Genomic DNA, 25,081 nt, shown 5'->3' with positions numbered 1-25,081 from the left:
TAAAGAGCACAAAAGCATTGCTTACGCATCAAGCCCATTTCAGGTTTCCCTGCATAGCATTTGTTATCACGATATCCTTCATCCTCATCACCTCATCGTATGACTATACTAAACAGGAATGCAGGAGGAAATGCTATCCATGCAGGGTAGCAATTTGTCAACCGAACATAACAAAGAATACACAGTCATCATGCGGATATAACAATAGACCTGCTTTGTCATCTTTTCCTTTATCTTATTTTATGGTATGATTCCCGCAGGTGATGATTATGAAATATAAACTGATTGTTAGTGATTTGGACGGAACGCTGTTAAATGGGCAGAAGTTTGTAAGCAATATAAATAAGGACGCCATTCGCAAAGCAAAGGAACAGGGAATGTCCTTTGCGATTGCCAGTGGAAGGCCGCTGTATCCGATTCTCTCCCTCATCAAGCAATGGGAAATGGAGGAGCTTGTGGATTATGTACTCGGTATGAACGGCGGGTGCATTTATGATAAAGCAAAGGATGCACAGAAAAACTTTTATACCATAGACGGAGAACTGTTAAAGCATATTATGGATCAATATCGGGATATGCCGGTGCGCTTCTGGATTTTTGAAAAGGAAAAGCGCTATGTGAACAAGGGAACTGAAGCAACCCGTGCAAAGGCTGCCTTATATCACGAGGATGAACAGATCACAGATTTGTATGCGCTCTGTAATCAGCCTAGACAGAAGCTGATTGTGGAATGTCGGCCGGAGGATATGGATATGGTGGAACAGCGTGCAAGAAAGCTTAATCTTTCAACCTGTGCAGCCTTTCGTTCCGATCCCACCCTGTTTGAATTCGTGGATAAGCGGGTGAATAAGGCCAGCGGGCTTCGTCAACTGTGTGCGGATATCGGAATTACCATGGATGAGGTGCTTGCCTTTGGTGATACAAGCAATGACAACGAAATGTTAAAGGAAGTCGGACACGGCGTATGGATGAGCAACGGCACCATGGATACCTTTGCCCATGCGGATGCCCAGACAATTTCCAACGAAGAGGACGGTGTAGCCTGGTATCTGGAAAAGCATATTCTAGCCAGATAATGATTGCCGCGGTCCAACGCTTATATTCCTGTGATTATGTAATAGAGGTTATGAAAAAGCCGGTGCGGCAGGTGATATTTCCTGCAGGTATCGGCTTTTTGTTTTCTTTTCTTGTCATTTTCATCGTTCATTTATTTATACACTTCTGTTTCCCTCATGCAGCTGACCCCTATGTATCTGCGTTTATGTATCCTTTTTCATTCAGCTATTCACTATGTCCTGTGCTTTATTTCCTGCATCCGGGTTATCAGCAATACGCAATCCTGAGCTTTCGAACGAGTTTTGATTTTCTTATGCAAAAAAGACTGCCGCTGGACAGCCTTCATACTATGAATTTTTTTCGTGCCTTTTCAGCATGCGGTTCACCATGCGTTCAGACAACCCCATTTTCTCAGATATCTGCGAGGGGCTCATCCCCTGCTGTGTGAAGCGGCTGACGACAACAGGCAGTGGTTCACTGACTTCGATGATATGCATGTCCGGATCGTAAAAGCGAATGCCTCTTTGTCCCCAGTCATGCTCCTTTACAGGATGAAGCAGTTTGGTATCCGTTCGACTGTTTAACAGCTTTACAAAAGCGTCCAGATCCTCACATTCCAGATAAATCTCCGCATCATTGCCGCCGTAATGAATATCCGAGGGCTGCTTCTCCAGAAAACCACTCCAGCTTTCTCTCGTCTGAAAGGATATACCTCCCGTCATCGTGAAGTTTGTACCAAAATCCTGTATCACGCGCAGACCGCACACCTCCTTATAAAAAGCGATCGTGCGTTCTTTATCATCTACTGCATATAAGCTTCCCATGTATTTCATACAGCTACCTCCCTGTGAATGCAGTTATTATACCAGAGGGCAGGGGATGTGAATTGTAAAAAGAAGACATACATGAAATGATTGGTTCTGTACCCCTACGGTATTAAGCGGATCTCTTTTCCCTATGCATATGATCATGTTGTTTTCCTTTACACGCCGATTGCTTTTTTTTCCTGATTGGCAACAGCCTCCATTTTCTGCTTTAAAAGCCGCGGATCACCAAGGTATCTATGGTGCAAAGGATTGCCCTGTGCATCAAATTCATACACGAGCGGAACACCTGTTGGAATATTCACATTTACGATATCCTCCTCGCTGAGCTTATCAAAATATTTCACCAATGCACGCAGAGAATTTCCATGTGCCGCGATGATGACGCGTTTTCCTGCCATCATATCCTTTTTAATGACCTTGTTGAAATACGGCACTACTCGTGCAACCGTCGTTTCCAGGCTCTCACTGCTCGGCAGCTCATTCGGATTCACATCCCGATACATACTCTGTGCAACAGCACTTCGCGCATCGTTTTGGTTCAGCGCCGGTGGGAGGATATCGTAGGAACGCCGCCACTCCCTGACCTGCTCCTCTCCGTATTTTTCAGCGGTTTCCGCTTTATTTAAGCCCTGCAAAGCACCGTAATGTCGCTCATTCAGCTTCCAGGACTTTACAACAGGAAGCCATGTGCGATCCATTTCATCCAGAATGTGATCCAGTGTATGCACAGCTCTTTTTAAATAGGAGGTATAGCAGATATCAAAATCCAATCCCTCCTGCTTCAGCAGTCTCCCTGCCGCTTTGGCCTCTTCATGTCCTTTTTCACTCAGATCAACATCTGTCCACCCGGTAAACAGGTTTAATTTATTCCATTCACTCTCTCCGTGACGAATCAATACAAGCTTCATTTGTGACTCCTCCTTTGATGTTAAAAGTTATCTCCATCTAACTAATAACAGTATATGCATGTAAAGGGGTGCTGTCAATGCATTTGCCCACGCTGACGTAAAAAGGCTCCAACTCCCGCCAAACGTCGTGCGGAAAGAGGAGACCTCAAAAGCCGAAGGATCAATTCTATAAAAGCTTGCCATTTCCATATCAATATCCATTATTTTTCTTCCCAGATGAAACCTGCAGCTTTCTGTATAAAAAATGACATCCTGTTTTTGTCTGCAGGAGTTACCGGAGTAATTTGTTTCCAGTGTAAACAAACAGATAGCAGATAAATGCAGTATCTTTTCCGTAATATCAGTGCATCAAAGTAAATTGTATTTTAAAAATGCCTTATATAGTCCATCCTGATTCACGGCAGCTGTAATATCATCCGCCATGGCTTTAATTTCCTTACCTCCACTAGCCATTGCGATACCCAACGCGCAGTATTCCAGCATAGGAATATCCACCGCCGCATCTCCAAAAGCAATCGTATCCTTTTGCTCCATATGAAGATACTTCAGCAGAAGAGAGATCGCTGTTGCCTTGTCAATATCCTGTATTCCGATATCACCAAAAAGAGCTGTTTCTCCCTTACCACCCCAGGTGCTGATTTTTAGATCCGGAAAGCATTGTGCTGCGGCAGTCACATCCGCATAGGAATTTAGAATAAAGCTGATTTTATTCACATCCTCCCGATACAGATTTTCTCCAAACACCATATCCGGATACTGTGCGCGTATATGGATATTCTCCTGCCCGTTTCCCTTGCGCTGCATATATTTCTGCATAACGGGTTCTCCCGCTTCTTCAAAATGTTCACTGGCATACAAACCCGTATTGCTTTCCAGATAAAATTCCAGATTGCGGCTATGCAGCCAGTCTACGATTGCACTGCACTGTTCTTTTTTTAAATGTGCATGAAACAATACCTCCCCGTGATGCTCAATATATCCGCCATTTGCACCAATCATACCATCCAGACCGATATTCCAAATTTCGTCATACACCTCGCTGCGGCTTCTACCCGTACAGATATAAACCAGATGTCCTAGTGCTCTGGCCATACGTATTGCTTTGACTGCGGAAGGCGGAAGATGATTTTCATAATCCACCAGCGTTCCGTCCACATCGATCAGAATTACCTTTTTTTCTAATTTATGCATCCTAGTACCTCCTTCATATCACATCGGCTGTTTTATCTTCATAATTGTCGCACACTTCATTTTAACACAATATAAAGCCTGAACAGACAAATAGCGCTGTGATTCTATTGCTGCAATGAGAAGTAACAAGAAGATGATTGGCTTTTATCTGTTTGCTTAATTATGCTTTGACTGCCTTCTCTATGGTTTGATTATAGCGGATGCTGAAACCATCGTCAATCATTGGAAATTTTTAGTATGAATTATGATAGACTTAACCGTTCCTAACACTCTAACGTCCCCCCGGCTTAAATAAAAAGATGCATAAAGTAAGAATTCCTCATGCATCGATAAGCTGTTAGTTGTCAGTTTTTTTATCTCTTTTCCACTGCCACCCATACCTCAACCAGATCATTTTCTCCGTAATATGTGATATCCGGCGCCTTTGCTTTCATCCTTCCGGTGATGTATCCGGAATTCAGCGGCTTGTAATCAGATTTCGGTAGCCATTTCATGATTGCCTGCACCTCTGTTTTTCCGATGGTATCCAATGTACAGGGAAATACTGCCCAGGTTGCAGCGGGCACGATATATTCTTCCAGCTCCCCTGTAACTGCATGATCGCTGGAAACAGCAATCCAATGATCGAATTTACGACTGTCATCTGCTGCTGTATTATAAACACTGATACCAAACAGACCAAAGGGCTCCTGATTCATATGGGACATCAATTCCATCTGCTGTCCCTGTGTTTGAAGCTCCTCCCATTGCCGGGGTATTGCTTTCTGTCCTTCTTTTCTCTTATTTGTCGTATGTATGCAATAGCCTGCAACACGAAAGCTTTCTCTTTCTACGATATGAAACGGTTCGCTCATATTTGATTCCTCCTGCTTTGTATGGTATTAGTATATAAATTTATGTCCTTTCTATCCTCTCTTTCTCTGTCCGATACTGCGTGCTTTTCACATGTCAGTGATCATCAGCCACATCTCAAGCCTTGAGGAGCTAGGATCAGGGTCCAGATAGACCTCCATCACCGGTCCGTTTACATACTGATAGCCGGTTGATGGAAACCATTCCGTCCAGATTCTGCGCTCCAGCTCCTGAATGGACGCATGCGTTCCTTCGCATTGAAAAACGATCCAGGATGCTTTAGGTAGCTGAAGTTCTTCATATCCGTTCAGCGGTTCTTCGCTCACCACTCCGATCCAGAACTTCCAGTCCTTCAAGTCCTGACACATACTGATTCCCAACAGACCGCTTGGCTCCTTTGCGTCGATATGTGCTGAAAGGTCTGTAATCGTTCCATCTTCTGCCGCTGTCCGCCAGAGATTGGGAACCACCTCATAATTTTTCTCCAGCTCCTTTTCCAGCTCATGGCAAACTCCGACAACGCGAAAGGCATCCTTCTTTACAATTCTGTAATTCAATTCCCTGCTTCCTGCGATAGAAAGCTGAAAGTGAAGCGGCGGATACAGCTTTACGGCAGCCTGCGCATTGCGCACCTGAGATGGTGCAATGCCATGGACAGAGCGAAATGCCCGATTAAAAGCGGTTGGAGATGCGTATTGATAACGCAATGCAATATCTATAATCTTATCCGTCCCCTGCTGCAATTCCTCTGCTGCAAGACTCATCCTTCTTCTGCGTATGTACTCCGATAGGGAAATACCGGTCATATAAGAGAACATCCGCTGAAAATTATAGGAGGATGTACACGCAATTTTTGCGACCTCCTCAAAGCTGATCTCCTCCTGCATATGCTCTTCCATATATGCGATTGCCTCATTCAATCGTTCCATCCATTCCATTTGATAGCAGCTCCTTTTCTATGACTTCTCTTTTTTTTCACTGATTCCAACGCTATTTACCAGCACTCACCAGCCGATAGCTTTCATCAATGAGCTCCTGAAGCTGCATCCAGGACAGCTTTTGATCAAGCAGAATCGTAAACCAGTATGTTTTATTCATATGATACGCAGGATAAAAACACTTATAATCAATCAGCTCCTGAATGAATTCCGGACGATTTTTCAAGTTACAGACATCCGTCATACCATCGACATCAATACCCAGACTTCGATAGGGAATATGCATGATAACACCGTACCACTTTCCCTTAGCTGTCTTTAAGGTTCCATGCTCCGGAGCACTCTTCCAGGGAAATTGGGGATAGCTCTGATAACGCTCAGCAACATAATCCAGAATGCGCGTACGATATGGATTTCCATCGATACACTGCTGCACCATGTCCTCCAGCAGTTCCTCAACCTCCTCACGAATCGATGATACAAAGCTGCCATTTGCCCCCGGTACGTGAAATGGTGTATAGGGCTCCCTTAGCTGCGCATCGTATACTTCAGCATGCAGCTCCTGCCCTTCATACGTGATAACCGCATAAAAATCCGGAGCCTTCAGCTTCCGGATACAGCGGTATGTCATCCCTTCCTTACTACATCCATACTGCAGCAGCTTTTGTTCTGACAGCTTTTGCACACGTTTATTTTTCATATAGCCGCTCCTTTCCAATCAATAGCAGAATACCTCCTTGATTTGTTCACCCTGCAATACATTCTTCTTACACTCCATATCCTCCTAGAATAACATGTGGTAAGCTCCTGATAAGCATCCGGCTGAGGAATACATATAAAATAAAGGATGAATTCTCCTGTATAATCCCTGCAGAATCACTTTCCATCACAATATGAATTTCTCTACTATTTTAGTTTCTGTACAGCACCGCATAGGGACAGCCAACTGCAAAGGCCTGCTGTAAAAACTGATTTTATAATTTACAGGCAGCACTCACAATTCGTATTCAATTATACCATCTATTTATCAAAAGCAACATTCCTTGTTTTCAGGAAATAGAGGTTAAATATTTCCAGTATGGATGTTCTTTGCCATAAGGTAAGTAATCACTTTGCACTCCTTGCTGAAAAATATTGATAAGTCTCCATGCCGTGCTGCTGTGCAGATGCTGTTTGTCCAGGAAAATTTGATTTAAATACTCGCAGAAAAAAAGCCTGTACTAAGACAGGCAATTGATTTTCAGGACAGAATCATTCCTTCACAAATCGTAAAATAGAGAATAATCAGAATCGCTGCCGGTGCCAGATAGCGGATAGCAAGGGACCATAGCTTTTTCCAGCGAAACCGCAGTGTACCTTCATTCTCGAATTCGTCTGTAGCTTCATGAACTCCCCATACCCATCCCGTGAATATACAGAAACAAAGTGCGCCAAGGGGAATCATCAGATTATCTGTAAATTTCTCCATCACAGCATTCATGGACAGCAGCTGTAACCCGTTTCGCATATCAAACCAGGGCAGGTTCAATCCGCGTGACTCCAGCTGCGACAGGGAATAGCCGGCGGCTAAAATCATGAGCGGCAGAAACAGCCAGACTACAGCCTTTCTCCTCGTGATATGAAATTCCTCACTCATACAGGCGATGATGCTCTCCAGTATACTGATGGCACTTGTCAATGCTGCCAGAAACAAGAGTATAAAGAAGACCGCACCGAAGATAACACCTCCGGGAATGGAAGCAAACACATTGGGCAGTGCCATAAATGCAAATCCTCCGCCCATACCAAGTCCTTCAGCTCCCATGGTCACAAAGACTGCCGGAATGATGGCAAAGGCTGCCAGAATGGCGACCAGGGTATCCAGCACACATATCCAGACCGCACTTTTCATCAGATTTTCCTTCTTCCCCACATACGAGCCATAGGTGATAAGGATGCCCATTCCCACGGAGAGCGAGAAAAAGGCCTGTCCTACTGCCGCAACGAGCATATCTGTATGGAAGGTAGAGAAATCGATATGCAGCATGAAGCGCACACCCTCCATAGCGCCCGGCAAAGTAACCGAGCGAATCGCCGTCGCAATCAGCAAAAGAAAGAGAGCCGGCATTAAAACCTTACTGATTTTCTCGATACCCTCTGCAACGCCCTTTAAAATAATGAAGATACACAAGCCAAGAAACAGCAGTCCCCACAAAATTGGCTCTATCGGATCCGTGATAAAGCCGGTAAAGAAATCCTGATACTGCGTTGCAGCTCCGGAAAAATGTGCACCGCCGAAATAAACGGCAATATATTTCATGATCCAGCCGCCAACGATGCTGTAATAGGATAAAATAACAAACAAGGTGATCATGCCGATCACACCGGCAAACATCCACTTTTTATTCAGCTTGCGAAATGCTCCAACAGCGTTTTTCTGCGTTGCTCTACCAATCGCCAGCTCTGCCAGCATAATGCTCAGACCGATCACTGCTACAACCACTATGTAAATCAACAGAAACAAACCGCCTCCGTTTGCCCCAAGCTTTCCTGGAAACTTCCAGATATTCCCCAGACCTACTGCCGAGCCGGCAGCTGCCAGGATAAATCCGAGGTGGTTAGACCACTCTCCTCTGTTTTTCTGCACAAATAAATCCTCCCTTAATTATACAGCTCTTCTATTTTAGAGGGTTCCTTCATATATTTCAAGATAAAATGTAGCAATTCCCAAGCAATTGCACGCTGCTTCGGGGAATCTTTTTAATCTTCGTTCATGTGTCATTCAACCGGTTGCACTGAGAATGCGTTTATGTTAATCTTATATCATTAAAAATGGAGGTCTTTTATGCAAACACTGACAATATCTTCTCCCAGCTTTACGGATGGTGCGCTGATTCCTGTTATACATACCGGATATGGCGCGGATCAATCGCCGGAGCTGGTGCTGCACGGACTTTGCGAGGAGGCAGTATCCCTGGCAGTTATTCTGAATGATATGGATCATCCGATACCGGCATATAATCACTGGGTAATCTGGAATCTTCCTGTGATGTCAATCATCCCGGGGAATATTCCCCGCGGGGCACAGGTGCCAAGCCTGTCGGGTGCAAGACAGGGGATTGGATATGGCAGGCATGCCTATAGAGGGCCAAAGCCGCCGTTCCACTGGTCGCATACCTATCAATTCACCGTATATGTTCTGGATACTGTCCTGACACTGCCACCTACTGCGAGAAAGAAGCATCTGCTGGCAGCTATGGAACCGCATATCCTGCAGCAGGCTGTGTTAAGGGGACATTACCGCTAAGCTGAAATAAAAACGCATCACATGAGAGCCGTGCTCCTGGTTGATGCGTTTTCTTTTCTTGTTACTTTTTGAAAATTCAGACTGTCAGACCCGCTTTGCCTGATGCAGCTCAGGAATGGCTTCATGCCCTCTCCGTATGCTGTATGGCTATTGTCCCATGCAATGCAATGTACATAGAAGCTATTGTCCGCTACCTTTTTACAGAAAGCTTACATCCTACCTGAAAAGCTGCACTTATCTGCCTATGCTTTTTGTAGCTCCTGCAGTGTGGCAATCGTACTGCCTTTTTTCTCGTAATATTGCAGCATTTCATCCAGCTTTCTTTTATCATAGCTTGTGATACAATCCGACAGAACCGTGACCTTATACTGAGCCTTCAGCAAATTATAGCAGGTTGATTTTACACACGCGCAGGCATCCGCCCCTGTTAAATAAAAATCAGTAATTTCATGCTGCCGCACAAAGTCAGAAAATGCTTCACTGGTTAATGCATTCCCCTTGTATTTTGTGAAAATACGATCGGATACAATCTTTAAATCACAGGCCAATTCAGAACCACGCGTATTGGGCTTAAAGGTTCTTGTTCCCTGTGATAAATTCTCATGCCGTATATAAACAACCGGAATTTCATGCGCCACCGCCCAGTCGATAGCGCTGTTGATATTATCAATGATCTCCTTATAATTTTTGGTGATATCATTTTGAATATCAATTACTATCAAAGCTTTATTCATATGCTACTCCTTTCGAGTTATCGTATGCCCCGTCATACAGGTATCTGATAACAAACATATGCGGCTGTTCAATCTGCACAAATCCTCAGACTGGCCTGCTGCTGAAGGCCTGCACATACAATCCTCCTTCAGCTTCTGCGGCACAGTATATTCCCTGACTCTGCAGACGATTTCGCCTCCCTATGTTGCCATCATCATACCATTCATAACCTGCAACACGGTGTCATGTTTTATATATTTCCAGCATTTTTCCAACTCTTTTCCTAACGTTATCACGTACATACGGAGGTGATAATACTTCAACCTTTTCCCGGCAGGAAAGGACATAGCTGTATAATAGCTCATTATCCGGTAAAATCGTAGTCACCAGTAAGCTGCCATCCTCCTGCTCGCTTACTTCCTCATCGAATTTTTCATATACCTCATGGGACATCCTTGCATCAAACAAAAGGGTAACCTGCACGGTTTTCATCTCAAATTCGTCCGATCTTTCAAAGATATGCTCCGGTGTTTCCCGCATATATTCCGCATCCTGCAGCTTTAGATCTCTTATCCGTGTTAATTTGAAGAATCGAAAATCCTTACGCAGCGTGCAGTAACCATACAGATACCAGTCAGAGGTCTTGAAAACAAGCTTATGTGGTTCAATAATCCGTTTGGTTTGTTCTCCTTTTCCGCTGTAATAAGAAAAGGAAACGATTCTGCTTTTCCATATGGCGCTTTGCAGTAATTGAAAATTATGTTTTCCCGCGCCACTTTTTGTCCAGGTTGAAAAATCTATTTCCAGCCAGTTTCCCTGCTGTCTTTGAAATACGCCGCTCAGTTTGGATAACAGCATATTTATCTGCTCATCCTCCAGCACACGGATGCCCTGCAGGGCCATGAGAATCTGCTTCTGTTCCTGCTCGCTGAGAAGTGATTTCTTCAAAACATAGCTGTCCTGAATCGCTATGCCTCCCCCCTTTCCCTGTGTAGCATAAATCGGAATCCCAGCTGCGCTCAGAATGTCAATATCACGGTATATCGTTCTGATCGACACCTCGAAATAATCTGCCAGCTCTGGTGCAGTCATTTGTCCTTTATCCAATAAAAGATAAATCATTTGAAAATATCTGTTTTCCTTCATATTGCACTTCCTCCTATTCCACGCGTATATAGCGGTGACTGTCAGGTAAAAAAGCTTTGTATTCAATGCATGATGTTCTAAAAAAAGCCAGAACAAGGAATTGCTCTGACTTCGCTCTACTTCGTTTAAACTGCCTCCGGCAAAATATCGTACTGAATTTCCTGCAGCTCCGCAGCTTCCTTTAATTCCCGGTAAAAATGATTGGGCAGATACAGGGAGGGACGCCGTTTCAGCTTCAATGCTCCGGATTCCGCAAGAATCTCTGCAACAAACTGTGAACAGAAATAATGCTTCTTTCGTTTGAATGGTATATGGACAAAGCAGAATACCACTCCGATACTGGAATAACAGAAGTCCTCGCGATTTTCCACAAACTGCTCGATTTTATTTTGCAGCCGCTCAAAGGCCGCATCCGTTACCTGTAGCTGGAAGCTGATGCTTTTCTCCACGCCGTGGCGTTTGTATTTGGATACCGTTTCCATACAAAAGCCCTTATAGTTAAAGCTGTACATCTTTTCATTCATCGCATCGAGACAAATGGATGCATGTGTATATTCATATCCGTACACCATTTCCATGAAGCTGGAAAGATGACTTGGATAATTTGTTAATACAATGGATATGGTTTTCATGAATATGATGGTTCTCCTTCTTGCTTGTGAATGTTGTTCAAACGTATCATACAAAACCAGAAGAAGGTCGAAAGCCTTTGCATCACCTGCATCATGTATTCACAGTTTGTTATCATTGATTCACCGACGTCCTGCCTGTTCAGCAGGATGTCATACATGGCTAATTATTACATACCCCCATCCACAAGTCAAATGGAATTTCTTTACAGAACATCCATGCCGCAAAAAAAATTTAGTAATCATATCCAATTAGAACCATTTTATTTCCAGTTTTTGAATGCAGTTTCAATAATTTTTATCTCAGACAGACTGTTAACATTTCCACCTTGCTCATACTTATCAAAATCAAAGCAGAAGCATGATAAAACCTTTACTTTTCCAGTCTGAAGAACATCTTTCAAATTATGTACAACCCTACGCAGGGAATGCCCTCCTGGCTCAGATTCATAATAACCGGCAACATACTCTTCTGCCAATATATCTGCATCTATCATGACATACAGAAAATCCGTTTGCATTGAAATTTGGTCTATTGCATTCAGCCATGTTTCAGAATCTTCGAATTGCTTTGCATTTACATTGTGAATCTGCATAATTTCCTTGTTCTGTTCTGCTTCTTCATCACTTAATCTGCCATCAGCTGCCAGTATTCTTTCTCCGGGTATCCATGTTTTCATTCCACAACTATCTCTGCACCAGTCCTGCATCGTACATCCACAGATTGCTGATAAAGGTATACTCACAAATGTCGCTGGAAATTCTTTTGTATGTTCCAGTATTACATTATCATAATGAGCATCTATCCAAATAACTCCTATTCTTGCCTGTGGACCATATGCCCGTTGCATACCGCCAATAACTGCCGGTGCATATGCACAATAACCATGTGGTATTAGCACCAGGTTTTCTTCCTGCAGTGACTTACAAACTTCATCAGAAAACGATTTTGGAATCGCTTCGTGAACAGGAAGATGCTTATACCGCTTTCCCGTAATTGAAATGATGTCAAATGGATGTCCTGCTTTTTCATAAACTCTTTTCTCATGCAAATCATCCAGAATGGATCGTTGTTTATGTGTGCGTAAGGAAGAGGTACATCGTGTACCTGTATGATCTAATATTTGCCAGCTATTGTAGACGTGATTACTTTCCAGTATTTGAAATTCTTTCATTTTATCAATCCAATTCCTTACCGTTACTTGCAATTACCTTTTGATACCAGTAAAAGGAATCCTTGCGATACCTCTCAAACGATCCATTTCCCTGATCATCTACATCTACATAAATGAATCCGTAACGCTTTTCCATCTGTCCCGTTCCTGCACTCACCAGATCAATACGTCCCCATGTTGTATAACCCATTACATCTACTCCATCAAGGTCAATTGCTTTTTCCATCTCTTTGATATGCCGCTTTAAATAATCTATGCGGTAAGGATCATGAACTGTTTTATCTTCTTCAAGTTTATCATACATTCCCATACCATTTTCCACTATCATTAACGGAATCTGATAACGATCATATAATAAATTTAAGGAATAACGAAGACCCTGTTCATCCATAGACCAGCCCCAAGGTGTTTCCTTTAAATAAGGATTTCTATATCCTGTATCAAATGCATCCTTTAATTCTGTATTTTTCCCACTCACAAGAGAGAAATAATAACTATAAGACAGGAAATCCACCGTTCCCTTTTTAAGAGCCTCCTCATCCCCTTCACATATAGGTAAACTAATCCCCTTCTTTTCAAGGTCTTTCTTTTTATATGCCGGATAATAGCCGCGGCATTGCACATCGCAATAGAACAACTGTTCATGCATATATTCCATATTACGTATAACATCATCCGGATCACAGCTATATGGATAGGAAAATAAACCGCCATACATCATTCCAACCTTATTCTCAGGGTCTATTTCATGAGCCAGCTTTACAGCTTTTGCGCTGGCAAGCAACTGATGATAAGCTGCAATCATGACGGATGCTTCATCCTGTTTAGGAACCGCACCAGCTGTCCAGGGAGTGGAAGACATACAATTGATTTCATTAAAAGTCAGCCAATGCCTTACTTTCCCTTTGTATCTTTTGAAAATCGTTTCACAATAACGAAGAAAACAGTCGACGGTTGTTCTTCCTATCCAGGAATCGTATTTCAGTAAACCAAGCGGTGTTTCATAATGTGATATCGTAATAAGCGGTGTAATCTTATACTTAAGGCATTCATCAATTATTCGATCATAAAATTGTAAGCCTGCCTCATTTGGAGCAGCGTCATCCCCATTAGGAAATACCCTGGTCCAGTTGATAGAAAAACGATAACAAGTAAACCCCATTTCAGCAAATAATGCAATATCTTCCTTATAATGGTGATAGTGATCAATCGCGTTATGACTTGGATAATATGTACCTTCTTTTATTTCTTCTGTTATTTCTCTTTTTTTATTTACATCCCCTGCTGTCATAACATCTGAAGAGTTAATTCCTTTGCCATCCTCATTCCATGCACCTTCACATTGATTAGCGGCTGTTGCTCCGCCCCATAAAAAACCTTCTGGAAATCCCATCTGTATATCCTCCTATCGTACAAGTGTAAACATCAGCTCATCCTGATTTACACAAGTCTGTTGCTCTTTTAATATATCCAGATAACTTTTTGAATTTGTTACTATAACCGGTACAACTGCTTCTTTGCATTCTTTTTTCAGCTTATCCAGATCAAAGGTTATCAACACATCCCCCTGTTCTACCTCTTGTCCAACACTTGTGCAAGCTGTAAATATATTCTGCAGTTCAGCAGAATCAATACCGATATGAATCAGGATTTCTGCACCATCCTCCGATTGGATACCAATAGCGTGGGCGGTTGGAAACAGGAAACTCACAGTTCCTTTAACCGGGGAACATATTTTGTTATCTTCCGGTAGGATGGCAATCCCCTCTCCCATAGAGCCACTGGCAAATACTTCGTCATGTATCTCCTGTAATGGAATCACCTTACCTTTAACCGGTGCAAAAACTTGAATCCTTTGCAATGCTGCTGTTTTTTCCTTCTCTTTCTTTTTTCCCTGTTCCTTAACACTCACTTCATCTTCCTTGATACCGAAGATGCAAGTCAGAATAAATGCAGCAACCATAACAACAATCCATGCAATAATCAGTCCCCAGAATCCACTTCCAAACGTTCCGTCCGGTTCAATATAGGAAGGAGCCCCGAAGAAACTGTCCGATGCCATAAAATAAGTCTTCGTGTGAAATAATCCTAAGATAATCCCTCCTAAAGCTGTTGCAATATTCGCAGCCATGAAAGGTTTTTTTAACGGGATGGTTACACCATAGATAGCCGGTTCTGTAATAGCACTGAATAAAACCGGGAAGAATGAAGTTAAACTAAGCTCTTTTGTTTCCGGCTTTTTTGAAAGGAAGAAAACAGCCAGTACAGCTCCTCCTGTAGCATAGGCGGCAATGGATGCTACTGGAAAAATATAATCATAACCGTTTACTGCTAAATTGTTCATTGCGACAGGCAACAAGCCCCAGTGTAAACCAAACATAACTAGAATCTGCCAGAAGAAGCCCAATAGCGCAGATGTTATAACACCATTAATTTCAAAGAGGAAGGAAACTGCATTCCCGACAGCAGAGCATGCCCATGTGGAAATCGGTCCTATTACAATTAAAGCCAGCGGGACGGTAATTACCAAAACAAAGCAGGGAAGAAAAACCTTTTTGACAAGTGTAGGCAAAATTTTATTCAACCAGCCATGTAGTTTACTTGCAAAATATGTAGCAGCAATGATTGGAATCACAGTAGATGTATAATCCATCAGAATAACCGGTATCCCCAGAAATTCCATTTGGACATCAGATTGCAATAAAGATCCTGTAAACAATTGGTACAATGCATCTGATGAGGTACCGTTAACCATATCCGGATATACCAAGGCAGCTCCTATAGCCATGCCAAGTAAGGGATCAATTTTAAATTTCTTTGCGGCTGAGTATCCCAGAAATATTGGAAAGAAATAGAATACTGCATAGCCTGTTGCATTTAATATCACATAGGTACCGGACGCTGTATCTAATAAGCCTAAAGCTACCACTAAAGCGAGAATACCACGAATGATACCACCAGCCGCAAGAACACCAAGCGTCGGATTGAATACGCCGGAAGCCAAATCTAAAAATGCTCCAAAAATATTCTTTGACTTCTTTTTCTGACTTTCATCCAATGGATTCAAATAACCTAGTTCATTCATGATTGCATCATATACTTCAGCAACTTTTTCTCCAATCACGACCTGATATTGTCCACCGCTTTCAACAACAGTAAGTACTCCATCCAGATTTTTTATCGCGGTTCCATTCGCTTTCTTTGTATCTACAAGGCGAAAACGCAATCTAGTCGCACAGTGTGTTAAGCTGTTTATGTTTTCTTTACCACCTACTAATTTAATAATTTCTTTTGCTAAATCGTGCATACATATGCTCCTTTCATAAAAAAATACCTAAACCATGCACAAACGTACATCGCTCAGGTATTGCCTGCATTACCAGTGACACCCCAAGGTTCATTTTTCTGTAATTTTTTTAATATGTATTGTAAGATATACAAACTCATCATTACTGATTTTATAACTGTAGGTATCCATCAGATAATCCGCAATTTTCTCAACACAGTTGAATGCCTTCTGATAATTTGTTTTAACGAGTTCTACAAGAGAAATATCATTTGATTCAAATGTTTCCTGATGTAAAATTCGTTTTGCGAAATATTGAAGATGTAGAATAAAACGGTGATATACAAAGCTATGTTCATCAAATTCCATCCCATAATTCAAACGGACAATATCAACAATGTCTTTCATAATCTTAGTTTCTTTTACTGTTTGATCAAATGTGACATCGTCACGCTCTGCATTGAAGAGATGTAAAACTATGGAACATGCTTCATCTTCTTTTAAATGAACATCGAATTTTTGATTCAGCCAAACAACATAGTCTAAGCATACCTTATATTCCTGTGGATATAAATATCTTACCTCATTACTTAAGGGACACTTCAACGACATGTTGGATCGAGCTCTTTGTATCACATAATGAATGTGATCTGCAAGAGCAGGATATATGCTGTCACTGATTTTCAGATCAAGTCGTTGTTTTACATCATTGACGATTTCAAAGATTATTTCCAATTCCTCCTGATCCAGCATTTCAAAAACGCTAGCTATTTCATTAAACTGCTGTGTTTTTTCAAGAATGAATTTCTTTTTAATCAATGAAGTGTCAATTTCATCCCCAGCCTTTTTTCGAAAACCAATGCCTGTTCCTAAAACAACCATTTCCCCTTTGTCTGCGCAGACTAGAACAACATTGTTATTAAACACCTGGGTGATTTTCATAAAACTCCTCCCTTCTAATAAAAAATACCTAAACCACCCATATACATAAAATGTATATGATTCAGTCTAGGTATTGCCTGGTATCAGTAACAACCCACTCACATAATAGCAAACAATCAGTGTTATGTCAACGCTTTCATTCAAAATTCATAAAACAATTTTAAACTGTCGAGTAAAAAAGCTATGGGATTCAAATTATTCACACATATCTTAAATAAAGATGAAATAAGAGTTCATTAAATAAGGGATAGAAGTACATTCGTATTATCAGCATCGGATAATCTTCGTTTATTTAATCGTATAGGATTATATCAATTTTTCTATTATACTTTTCAATTTGATATGAAAAACCCCATAAACCTTTGACTCTATCTTCTTTACCGCATAGAATCTTTATCGTAATTTCGCAAATATCCGCTATTGCCTGCTCTTTTTACCAAAAGACTTTTCCTGTAAGCTTTATACAAATGCATTCAAGCAATCCATTATCTTCGAATGCTTCCGCAATTAAAAACTGACAGCAGAGCTTAACGGATTGAATCCCTTAGTTTAAAGTTTACGTAGCGCTTGGAATCGCACTATCGTCCTTTGAGATACAGACTGCTTTTATCCGCACTGCTTCCTTTCCCATTCAGTATCCCCCATTTTTCCTATATGTTCCCTCGTGCTATTCAGCTCGAAAGCCTTATATTACTGCTTTTATCAGAATATCAGCAATTCCAGTTCACCTTCACAGGATGCTGTTCATCTGCAATGGCCGCCTCTTGTAAGGCTGCAAGCGCATGCTCGAATTCCTCTTCAGCCAGATGTTCATAAACAGCTCTGGATTGTGTCACTCCAACCGCAGTATACGCCACCGCCGCCGCACCATAAAACAGAAAGCCAAGTGCATTGGTCGGAGTCTGTAAAACATTGCATGCCGTCGCTATCGCACGTACAGCACAAACTACTGCCGGTTCCGCAAGTTCATCACGGGCAAGCTGTATCAGCTCCTTCAACAGCGGTTTTATCTCTTTCACAGAACCACTGTTTCTGGCACACTCCCTACAAATACGGATGGCCTGCAAAGCACGTTTATCCTTTGGATATGCTGCTGTATAGATTGGCAGATATCTCTTCTCAGCTAGCTGTAGCGCCCATAACGCCAGTGTAGGTTTACTCTGTGTTTCAATCAATCGCATCAGTTTTTGACATTGAGGCGATGCAGCATCCCCCAGCATCTTTCTTGGTTTTACCATTTTCGTTCTCCTTTGCAATTACGAAGCATATTGTAACGAGGAAAGCATCCCATGTCAATTTAAAATGCTGATACAGACTCAGCTCATTTCAATTTACCATACACTTCATCACGTACCGGGTCCAAGCATTCATTGCTTACGGAAGGTGTTGGCACCTCGATTCCAGGATGGCAAAACCGGTTGTCCCTTCATCAGTGCTGCGCCTAATCATCTTTGCATATCAGGATTCTGCGAGTACAAAGCAATTGATTGACTCCGTACTTTTAGCCAGTGACAATAGCCGGGAAAGCTCCATCTGCTCTTTATGAAAACCTTCACAGCCCAAAACGATTTCACTGGTAGATAAGCTGCAGTGTACGATTGCGCTTATATGCATATACATTCCTCCTTATAAATTCAGTATAGCATCTGAAGTGTACACCCAATCAAGAATATTCCTATCCGTTTTCATATGTATTTAACGCTCTCTGCGCCCGTTTCCCCTATTTCAAATAGATGTCTTACACCACTATTCCCACGCTTCAGCATTATCTCTGACAAACTGACGAAAGCTTTTCGGCTTTTTCTGCATAACCTCTTCAAAATCAGTAGTGACCTTTTTTGCACCTTTACACCGTGTCATCATATAGAGCATCCCCATCACCGTGCAATACTTTTTCTCCAGACCTCGCACGCTGATCCAGTACTTTTTAGCAAATGACGGCTTTGGATTCGTATAGACGATTCTTCTTCCCAGCTCCTCCGATAAAATCCTGGCCACCTCCCAATAATCTATCGCTTCAGCACCTGTTATGGTATAGCTTGTATTTTGATGCTTGGGCGCATCACATAGCACCCTTGCTGTCAGCTCTCCGATATCCTCGGCATCAATAAAGCTTGTTACGGCATGCTTTACGGGAACAACAATCCTGTTGAAATGCTGTATTTCAAAAGCATGAACGCCACTGATATTCTGCATAAAGAAGCTTGGGCGTATATGACAATACGGCAGTCCCGCCTGCTCGATATACTTTTCAATCTTATGATGCGGCGGCACGGGATTCTTCTCCACTCCCATAAGGGAAAGAAAGCTTACAAGCTGAATAGACCTCTGCTTTTGCAACGCATCAATGAAAGGCTTTAGATCCTTTGGATTGCCAAGATGCGGTGGACGCATAATAAACACCCTGTCCACATCCCGCAAGGCAGATACAAACGTGGATGGCTTCATAAAATCAAACTCCACTGCTTCCACATCCGGAAACAGCTTCGCAAGACGCTTTACATCCGTACCGGCCGCTTTGACCTCCTGTCCTGCCGCCAGAGCATATTTCACAACATATCTGCCAACATTCCCGGATGCTCCGCTTACCAGTATTTTACCCATTGCTCTTTTCCTCCAGTAATATGTCATTTGCCAGTTCCAGTAGAGCGATCAAGCTGTTAAATGCATCTCCTCCCATATTCTTTTTCAAAATATGCATTTCCTTCATATATTCCTCATATGTTTCATTTACCAGCTGCACTGCTTTCGCTGTCGGCAATAAAAGAAAGCTGCGCTTATCGTTTTCCTGCTGCTGCTTTTCAAGAAAGCCGTTTTTCAGCAGTGCAGAGCTCATATTGGTTGCCATCGCCTTTGTCACCTTGAAAAAATCAGCGATTCCCTTTGCTGTTTTTTCACCATCGGTTTTCACGAGATAGATCAGCATTCCCATTTCACTGGAGCGAATGGGCAGCGCACGTCTGGTGTTCATATTCAGTCGGCAAAATAATGATACCTGCTCCATTGCGTTCATCATAACATCCATAAGCTTCTCCCTTCATTTAGTACATCTCATTTACTATATTATGATAGTATACTTAGTGTACTATGTCAACACCTTTAAGGCTCTGATGATAAAATATATTCCGGAATACCAGTTGACACATTATACTATGTATTGTATAGTATAACGTATAAGGAGGTGTTACGATGGATACACAGCTGAAAAAAGGGCTGCTGGAAATCTGCGTCCTTGCTGCATTGAAGAAAGAGGATTCCTATGGCTATAAGATCGTAAAGGATATTTCTCCATATATAGAAATCTCGGAATCAACCTTGTATCCCATACTAAGACGGCTGGAAAACAGCAAATGCCTCAGTATTTATTCCGTTGAACACCGCGGACGTCTGAGAAAATATTATAGGATTACAGACATCGGTATCGCCCGCATTCAGGATTTTCTGGCGGGATGGCAATCCATGCTGAATATTTACGAATTTATCAAAGGAGGGGATGGATTTGAATAAACAGGAATTTATAACACTGCTGGAAAAGCGATTATTTGAGCTTCCGCAGGTGGAAAAGGAGCATCTTTTAAATTATTACAATGAAACGATTGAGGATCGCATCGAGGACGGCATGAGTGAAGCAGAGGCTGTAGCAAGTCTGGATTCCGTTGAAGATATCGTGAAGCAGATATACAGCGAGCGCGCTGTATCGTTCAAAGAGGAAGAAAAGCCCGCACACAGTCGGCAAAGATGGAGGATTGTCCTGATCGTGCTGCTATCTCCATTCTGGGCAACACTGCTTTGCGTCTTCGCAATGATATATCTGCTGCTTTGGACACTGATTGCCTTATTGTTTTGCAGTATGCTGGCATTTGCCTGCTTTATCTTTGGAGGCATTTGGAATCTGATTCCAATCTGGAAAGCGAACGCCGCACCCGGACTCGTCCTGCTCGGCACTCTCTTTCTTTGCATCGGATTGCTTCCGCTGTGCTGGAGGCTTCTGAGGGTTTCAATTATCTGGCTAAAGCAGAAGACGATCATCTGGATCGGCATGATAAAGCACACATTTGCAAAGGCGGTGAAGTAAATGAAATACAATAAAGAGCAGCTGCTGAAAGCCATTCCTGTTTTGTGTATCCTGCTGGGGGTACTCCTGATTGGCGGAGGCTTTGCAATGGCTGATTTTAAAATGGAGAACATGCGAACTGTAGAGCAGAAACCATTTATCAAAAAAGAAAAGACCTTTTCTGCGGACAACCTCGCCTATATTCAAATCGACACTCATTACAGTGAAATCAATATCCTTCCCTCCGAAGACAGCGAAATACACGTACAATACGAGGAAAATGAGGATTATCCAATCCGTGCTACTGCAGATTCCTCTGTCCTGCGGCTGAAAAGGGAATCTCCCACCTTTCAGTTTCGCTGGTTTGATTTTCACCAGGACATTATGGTACCTATCACTTTAAAGCTGCCGAAAAAACTTCTCAGCAAGCTGGAGGTGGATACTTCCTATGGCAATGTGACAGTGCATGATCTGTCGTTTCAGGATATCACCATCAGCAACGCACACGGAAATGTAAACCTTGCAAAGCTGCAAACAGAAGCATTGACACTGGATGTTCCATATGGAAGTTTGTTACTGGATGATACAAGCTGTCAGCAGATGCTGCAGATTGAGAGTGAGCACGGGGACCTCATCACCAAAAAGCTGCAGGCAAAGCAGGCGATGATCACCTCCGCATATACGGATATCAGCATGGATGATACGGTGATAGCACAAGATTTTCAGCTTTTTCATGAACATGCGCCTATCAATCTCGGAAATCTAAAGGCACATGCACTGCGGATAGAAAGCGCTTATGGGGATATCCGAAGCACAAGGCTTGAAATTGCGGAAAAAGCGATATTTTCAACTGAACATTCCGATATCACCCTGCAAAAGCTTTCAGCAAAGGAATTGCATATGGAAACCGCTTATGGGGATACCGTGCTTTCAGAAGCAGATGCCGGAAGCATCTTTACCGAGGGTGAGCACGGAAGCTTTACAGCTGCTGTAAAAGGCAGTATTGAGGATTTCAGTATTCTTTCCGAGGCAGAGCATGGAGAAAATACGCTGCCAACAAAATATGAAAACAAAACCGGTCGCAAGCTGCAAATCAATCTGGCATACGGCGATATCAATGTGAGATTTCAGAAATAGCTGTTCTGCATATCCTCCACAACAAAAAAAGCAGGCCGTTTCCTGCCATGGATATCGTAAAAGGATATTATGTAATGCATGGAAGATACTATAGGTATCTTCCATGTTTTTTATATTGTAAAAGCAAATACAACTGCTCTCAACAGGCTTGCATAAGGTACATGGACAGATGGACTTATCCCCTGCGCATTGCATGATTCCTGCAGTCTATGAGAAGTAATAGCATATACGAAATATGTGATAGCAAAACGCTCTTACAGACATATAACACTATGCAATACGACGGACGCAGAGCCTTTTTCACAAGAAGCAATCGTACAAGCTACCGGCCTATCAGCTCGATTTCATAGATATCATCCAGCGGTATCCAGGAGTGGTCGCTGAAAATAAGTCTGCGGTTATAGTCATCAATGCGTTTCAGATTCATAATCAGAGTAAGATATGCACCACCTTCTTTTCGTTCATCCGCCTTGAAGTAGGTAACCCTGATCTTAGGCTGTTCCTTGATATGCAGCAGAATTTCCTGCAGACGCTCATTGTTCAGCATATTTCTGTTTTCATCCAGAATTCTTTTTGCATCCGTCAGCCGCTCTGTTTCACTGATTGCTTCCTTATGTCCTGTCAATGCAGCAAATGGCGCAAACTGGGCAGCTCGATCTCTTATCGGCATTTGCGGATGCTTTTTTGATATCGGACGTGAAAGATGGATAATATCGTCATAGCTGTGTATGTTCTGTTGATTCACTGTGTGTACCTCCTATGCCTTATGCCCTCCGATGGTGCGATTACGCTTGATTGTATTTGCACCTTCCTCCAGATTCATTCCTTTTAAAACCGCATTTTTGCCGTATTTCTTTTTGATCTTTAGCGTTGCCTGCTGCAGCTTTTTTTCCTTCTCAAGCAGCTCGCGTTCTTTCTGTTCCTGCTGTTTTAACGCCTCATAGTCCACGAACAGATCCATCTGTGCGACTGTCGTTTTCCGTTTAACCTGTGATTCAGCTAGTACGTGACCGGCAGAGATATTGATTCTTCTCACTGTTAAATGCGGATTCACAATTCTGTCGAACAGCTTCATTACAGCCTCGATCATCAGTCTTGAAGATGACGTATACCCTTTAAGGTTCGCCGTGCCGTGGGCATGCTTCGGTATCTTACGACCATACCGGTCGATTGTGATTTCTTCCAGATAGGCACCGGCCTTTTCCAGATTTTCTATATCATAGCCTACTGTCAGCACAATCTGATCCGTTACCTGCCCTTTATCAACCAGCGCCAGTGCCAGCAGATCCAGCATTTCCTTGACAATCAGCCTTGCTTTTTCAAAATCATAAGGACAGCTCAGCACCTGCCCCGTACCAATACTGGTATGCTCGGGTTTATAGGCCTTGATATCTGCCATCGTACAGGGCTCATATCCCCACGCATGATCAATCAGCAGCTCTGCATTTATCCCGAACAGCTTATATAAGCGATCTTCATTATATGCATCCCCGCTCGTACCAAGCGAGCATTTCGCGATATCACCCATTGTATATAAACCAATCTGTTCCAGCTTTTTGGCGTACCCTTTTCCAACCCGCCAGAAGTCGGTAATCGGCCTGTGATTCCACAACAGCTTTCGATATCGTATTTCATCAAGCTGCGCAATTCGCACCCCATCCTGATCTGCCTTGATATGCTTGGCCACGATATCCATCGCTACCTTGCAGAGATATAAATTTGTACCGATTCCCGCAGTGGCGGTAATACCTGTTGCCTTCAGAATATCAGATATAATGCTTTTCGCAAGCTCCCGCGGTGTTGTCTGATAGGTTTTAAGATAACCGCTCACATCAAGAAAAACCTCATCGATTGAATACACATGGATATCGTCTGCAGATATATAGTTCAGATATATATTATAAATCTTCGTGCTTTTTTCCAAATAATACGCCATTCGCGGAGGTACAGCCAGATAGCTCATGGCAAGATTCGGATTATTCCTCAGCTCTGTTTCGTCATAGGATTCTCCAGTAAAACGACATCCGGGGGCCTTTTGCTTACGCTGTGCATTAACTTCATTCACCTTTTGAATAACCTCAAACAGTCTTGCTCTTCCGGAAATACCAAATTTCTTCAAAGACGGTGTAACGGCCAGACAGATTGTCTTTTCGGTTTTCTCCGTATCCGCAACAACCAGATTTGTAGTGAGTGGATCAAGCTTTCGATCAACACATTCCACGGAGGCATAAAATGATTTTAAATCGATCGCCATGTAAATATGTTTGTTTTTCACCATTCCTACACCTCCGTCTAAACTGTACCGCATTCTCAACTGACTTTATCCTTACGCTCTAATGACTCATTATGTTCAAAAGGAAGGATTTCATTCCTGCATAAGGAAGAATAAGCGGGAAAAGGGACATCGGAAGCCTTCTTTGGTCTTCCTGTAACCTACGATTATGGACAATCCTTATGCAGATGCTTATACCTTTTGTGATTTTCTGATATCATATAAACTGTTTTGTGACTTAGAACAGGCTGCGCTTACTGTATTTCTAACGATTCAGGTTGTCAATTATTAAGTTCATTCCTTTTTCGTTCTTCCAAATTTTTCAATAAGTTTGTCCCATATTTCGCACGATCACTTCCACCTTGTTCATATTCAAAAATATAACAACTCAATAGCCCAGTTTAGAAGTGTCACAGACTGATTTACTGTTCTTTTAGCAGCACTTCCTGCTTTTACATTTATTTCTTTTATACAATTTGCTAATAATTCAAATTTCATGTTATCAAGCATATAACATAGCTCTACTTCATTAAAGAAATATTAAGTCTATTTTAACATACCAACCATCTTCTTTCTATCCTCCAACGATGTACCAACAGTTTTTTCTGAAGTGAAAAGTTAAATTCTGCTTCAAAGATGCAAAAATTGAAATTAGTCTTTCAGTAAAT

At 42.3% G+C, this 25,081-nt stretch carries 25 protein-coding genes; 5 read left to right on the top strand and 20 right to left on the bottom strand.

Features of this window, described 5'->3' with window-relative positions:
* The first annotated feature begins 269 nt into the window (after window positions 1-269).
* Window positions 270-1,076: a Cof-type HAD-IIB family hydrolase gene (locus ACESPQ_RS16735; protein WP_002608519.1), complete on the top strand. Its 807-nt coding sequence runs from the start codon at window positions 270-272 to the stop codon at window positions 1,074-1,076.
* A 327-nt stretch (window positions 1,077-1,403) separates the two neighbouring features.
* Here ACESPQ_RS16735 and ACESPQ_RS16730 read toward each other — a convergent pair whose 3' ends face one another.
* The 7 genes from ACESPQ_RS16730 to ACESPQ_RS16700 all read right to left on the bottom strand — a co-directional run bounded on the left by ACESPQ_RS16730 (window position 1,404) and on the right by ACESPQ_RS16700 (window position 8,398).
* Window positions 1,404-1,889 carry a VOC family protein gene (locus ACESPQ_RS16730; RefSeq protein WP_002608518.1) on the bottom strand — a complete coding sequence of 162 codons (486 nt, stop codon included), beginning with the start codon at window positions 1,887-1,889 and terminating at the stop codon, window positions 1,404-1,406.
* Between the two features lie 149 nt (window positions 1,890-2,038).
* The gene (gene gpmA, locus ACESPQ_RS16725; RefSeq protein WP_373144563.1) at window positions 2,039-2,791 is read right to left on the bottom strand and encodes a 2,3-diphosphoglycerate-dependent phosphoglycerate mutase; all 753 of its coding nucleotides are present in this window, start codon (window positions 2,789-2,791) and stop codon (window positions 2,039-2,041) included.
* 348 nt (window positions 2,792-3,139) lie between these two features.
* The gene (locus tag ACESPQ_RS16720) at window positions 3,140-3,982 is read right to left on the bottom strand and encodes an HAD family hydrolase (RefSeq protein WP_257271567.1); all 843 of its coding nucleotides are present in this window, start codon (window positions 3,980-3,982) and stop codon (window positions 3,140-3,142) included.
* A gap of 353 nt (window positions 3,983-4,335) precedes the next feature.
* A complete protein-coding gene (locus ACESPQ_RS16715) occupies window positions 4,336-4,836 on the bottom strand; it encodes a GyrI-like domain-containing protein (protein WP_257336887.1) in 501 nt (166 codons plus the stop codon).
* Window positions 4,837-4,923: 87 nt separating this feature from the next.
* On the bottom strand, window positions 4,924-5,772 hold the full coding sequence (locus ACESPQ_RS16710; protein ID WP_257336893.1) for an AraC family transcriptional regulator: 849 nt from the start codon (window positions 5,770-5,772) through the stop codon (window positions 4,924-4,926).
* Between the two features lie 52 nt (window positions 5,773-5,824).
* A complete protein-coding gene (locus ACESPQ_RS16705; protein WP_002608513.1) occupies window positions 5,825-6,472 on the bottom strand; it encodes an MmcQ/YjbR family DNA-binding protein in 648 nt (215 codons plus the stop codon).
* Between the two features lie 540 nt (window positions 6,473-7,012).
* Window positions 7,013-8,398 (bottom strand): sodium-dependent transporter, encoded by a 1,386-nt coding sequence (locus ACESPQ_RS16700; RefSeq protein WP_109771006.1) that lies wholly within the window; start codon window positions 8,396-8,398, stop codon window positions 7,013-7,015.
* Window positions 8,399-8,596: 198 nt separating this feature from the next.
* Here ACESPQ_RS16700 and ACESPQ_RS16695 point away from each other — a divergent pair, with 198 nt between their 5' ends.
* Window positions 8,597-9,058: a YbhB/YbcL family Raf kinase inhibitor-like protein gene (locus tag ACESPQ_RS16695; RefSeq protein ID WP_373144562.1), complete on the top strand. Its 462-nt coding sequence runs from the start codon at window positions 8,597-8,599 to the stop codon at window positions 9,056-9,058.
* Window positions 9,059-9,300: 242 nt separating this feature from the next.
* Here the strand turns inward: ACESPQ_RS16695 and ACESPQ_RS16690 are convergent, their stop codons facing one another.
* The 11 genes from ACESPQ_RS16690 to ACESPQ_RS16640 form a co-directional block, all read right to left on the bottom strand.
* Window positions 9,301-9,792 carry an isochorismatase family protein gene (locus tag ACESPQ_RS16690; protein WP_257379456.1) on the bottom strand — a complete coding sequence of 164 codons (492 nt, stop codon included), beginning with the start codon at window positions 9,790-9,792 and terminating at the stop codon, window positions 9,301-9,303.
* A gap of 223 nt (window positions 9,793-10,015) precedes the next feature.
* Window positions 10,016-10,918, bottom strand: a complete 903-nt coding sequence (locus tag ACESPQ_RS16685; protein ID WP_257379455.1) for a helix-turn-helix transcriptional regulator — start codon at window positions 10,916-10,918, stop codon at window positions 10,016-10,018.
* Window positions 10,919-11,043: 125 nt separating this feature from the next.
* Entirely contained in the window at window positions 11,044-11,550 is a 507-nt protein-coding gene (locus ACESPQ_RS16680; RefSeq protein WP_257336913.1) for a hypothetical protein, read from the bottom strand.
* A 260-nt stretch (window positions 11,551-11,810) separates the two neighbouring features.
* A complete protein-coding gene (locus tag ACESPQ_RS16675) occupies window positions 11,811-12,722 on the bottom strand; it encodes an arginase family protein (RefSeq protein ID WP_002608507.1) in 912 nt (303 codons plus the stop codon).
* 4 nt (window positions 12,723-12,726) lie between these two features.
* On the bottom strand, window positions 12,727-14,115 hold the full coding sequence (locus ACESPQ_RS16670; RefSeq protein ID WP_373144561.1) for a glycoside hydrolase family 1 protein: 1,389 nt from the start codon (window positions 14,113-14,115) through the stop codon (window positions 12,727-12,729).
* Between the two features lie 12 nt (window positions 14,116-14,127).
* Window positions 14,128-16,029 carry a beta-glucoside-specific PTS transporter subunit IIABC gene (locus tag ACESPQ_RS16665; RefSeq protein WP_257377270.1) on the bottom strand — a complete coding sequence of 634 codons (1,902 nt, stop codon included), beginning with the start codon at window positions 16,027-16,029 and terminating at the stop codon, window positions 14,128-14,130.
* A 90-nt stretch (window positions 16,030-16,119) separates the two neighbouring features.
* On the bottom strand, window positions 16,120-16,950 hold the full coding sequence (locus ACESPQ_RS16660; protein WP_002608504.1) for a PRD domain-containing protein: 831 nt from the start codon (window positions 16,948-16,950) through the stop codon (window positions 16,120-16,122).
* A gap of 710 nt (window positions 16,951-17,660) precedes the next feature.
* Window positions 17,661-18,188 carry a putative immunity protein gene (locus ACESPQ_RS16655; RefSeq protein ID WP_002608503.1) on the bottom strand — a complete coding sequence of 176 codons (528 nt, stop codon included), beginning with the start codon at window positions 18,186-18,188 and terminating at the stop codon, window positions 17,661-17,663.
* 220 nt (window positions 18,189-18,408) lie between these two features.
* Complete coding sequence (locus ACESPQ_RS16650; RefSeq protein ID WP_002608502.1) at window positions 18,409-18,564, bottom strand: hypothetical protein; 156 nt, start codon at window positions 18,562-18,564, stop codon at window positions 18,409-18,411.
* A gap of 132 nt (window positions 18,565-18,696) precedes the next feature.
* Entirely contained in the window at window positions 18,697-19,554 is an 858-nt protein-coding gene (locus tag ACESPQ_RS16645; protein WP_002608501.1) for an NmrA family NAD(P)-binding protein, read from the bottom strand.
* Window positions 19,547-19,975 carry a MarR family transcriptional regulator gene (locus ACESPQ_RS16640; RefSeq protein ID WP_002608500.1) on the bottom strand — a complete coding sequence of 143 codons (429 nt, stop codon included), beginning with the start codon at window positions 19,973-19,975 and terminating at the stop codon, window positions 19,547-19,549. The genes ACESPQ_RS16645 and ACESPQ_RS16640 overlap by 8 nt, the downstream gene beginning before the upstream one ends.
* A 164-nt stretch (window positions 19,976-20,139) precedes the next feature.
* Here ACESPQ_RS16640 and ACESPQ_RS16635 point away from each other — a divergent pair, with 164 nt between their 5' ends.
* The 3 genes from ACESPQ_RS16635 to ACESPQ_RS16625 are packed head-to-tail and all read left to right on the top strand — an operon-like array spanning window position 20,140 to window position 22,141.
* Window positions 20,140-20,457: a PadR family transcriptional regulator gene (locus ACESPQ_RS16635; protein WP_002608499.1), complete on the top strand. Its 318-nt coding sequence runs from the start codon at window positions 20,140-20,142 to the stop codon at window positions 20,455-20,457.
* Window positions 20,450-21,025 (top strand): DUF1700 domain-containing protein, encoded by a 576-nt coding sequence (locus tag ACESPQ_RS16630; RefSeq protein WP_002608498.1) that lies wholly within the window; start codon window positions 20,450-20,452, stop codon window positions 21,023-21,025. Before ACESPQ_RS16635 ends, ACESPQ_RS16630 begins: the two co-directional genes overlap by 8 nt.
* The gene (locus tag ACESPQ_RS16625; protein ID WP_257379452.1) at window positions 21,026-22,141 is read left to right on the top strand and encodes a DUF4097 domain-containing protein; all 1,116 of its coding nucleotides are present in this window, start codon (window positions 21,026-21,028) and stop codon (window positions 22,139-22,141) included.
* 322 nt (window positions 22,142-22,463) lie between these two features.
* Here ACESPQ_RS16625 and ACESPQ_RS16620 read toward each other — a convergent pair whose 3' ends face one another.
* The gene (locus tag ACESPQ_RS16620) at window positions 22,464-22,886 is read right to left on the bottom strand and encodes a hypothetical protein (RefSeq protein WP_002608496.1); all 423 of its coding nucleotides are present in this window, start codon (window positions 22,884-22,886) and stop codon (window positions 22,464-22,466) included.
* Window positions 22,887-22,898: 12 nt separating this feature from the next.
* Complete coding sequence (locus ACESPQ_RS16615) at window positions 22,899-24,419, bottom strand: hypothetical protein (RefSeq protein ID WP_002608495.1); 1,521 nt, start codon at window positions 24,417-24,419, stop codon at window positions 22,899-22,901.
* Window positions 24,420-25,081: the final 662 nt, after the last annotated feature.

It is taken from the genome of Clostridium sp. HGF2, assembly GCF_964240115.1.
GTDB lineage: Bacteria > Bacillota_I > Bacilli_A > Erysipelotrichales > Erysipelotrichaceae > Clostridium_AQ > Clostridium_AQ innocuum.
Note: the sequence above shows the minus strand (reverse complement) of the source record. Positions and strands in the feature narration are given on the sequence as shown.